The following is a 524-nucleotide window of genomic DNA, read 5'->3' as shown; positions in this document are numbered from 1 at the left end:
TTATGAGAAATTCGCGCCTCTGTCATGCGTTGAGCAAATTATTGTTAGAACATCTGTAACTGCGAGTTGCCATCATTGGCAGGGAAGGGGGCTAAATCTGGCAGGTCGACATGCTTTTGTAGATTCTTGTAAATGTTCGCTGCCAGATCAGGCGCAATAATATTGTCTGCTGTGTGAATCATCACATATGGTTGTTTACCTTCCGCAATCCATTGTGGCAATTTACTTAGCCAAGGCACAAAGAAGTCGTAATTTTGTTGTTCTTCCGGATGGCCAATAAAACGAATCATCGGGTGTGAAGCGGTTGCAATCGCATGAACGGGAACTTTGGGCTTCTTCATTTGAGCATCAATGATGGCTTCATTGTCAGGCTTTGCCGCAAACACAGGGCGGCTATCCATGATTATTCGGTCAATACCGTTTTCCACCAACCACTGATTAAGCGCTCGCTCTTCCTCGCCTTTAGAGAAAAAGGCCATATGACGTACTTCTACGCCTAGTGGAAAGTTAGGCGGGAAACTGGC

1 protein-coding gene is annotated in these 524 nt (G+C 45.6%); it reads right to left on the bottom strand.

Annotated features, from left to right (window positions below; translation table 11 throughout):
* Positions 1-44: 44 nt before the first annotated feature.
* The coding region (locus R7093_RS27920) for a DUF72 domain-containing protein (protein ID WP_318147370.1) at positions 45-524 on the bottom strand (480 nt) is incomplete at its 5' end.

The organism is Vibrio sp. 1580 (assembly GCF_033340055.1).
Note: the sequence above shows the minus strand (reverse complement) of the source record. Positions and strands in the feature narration are given on the sequence as shown.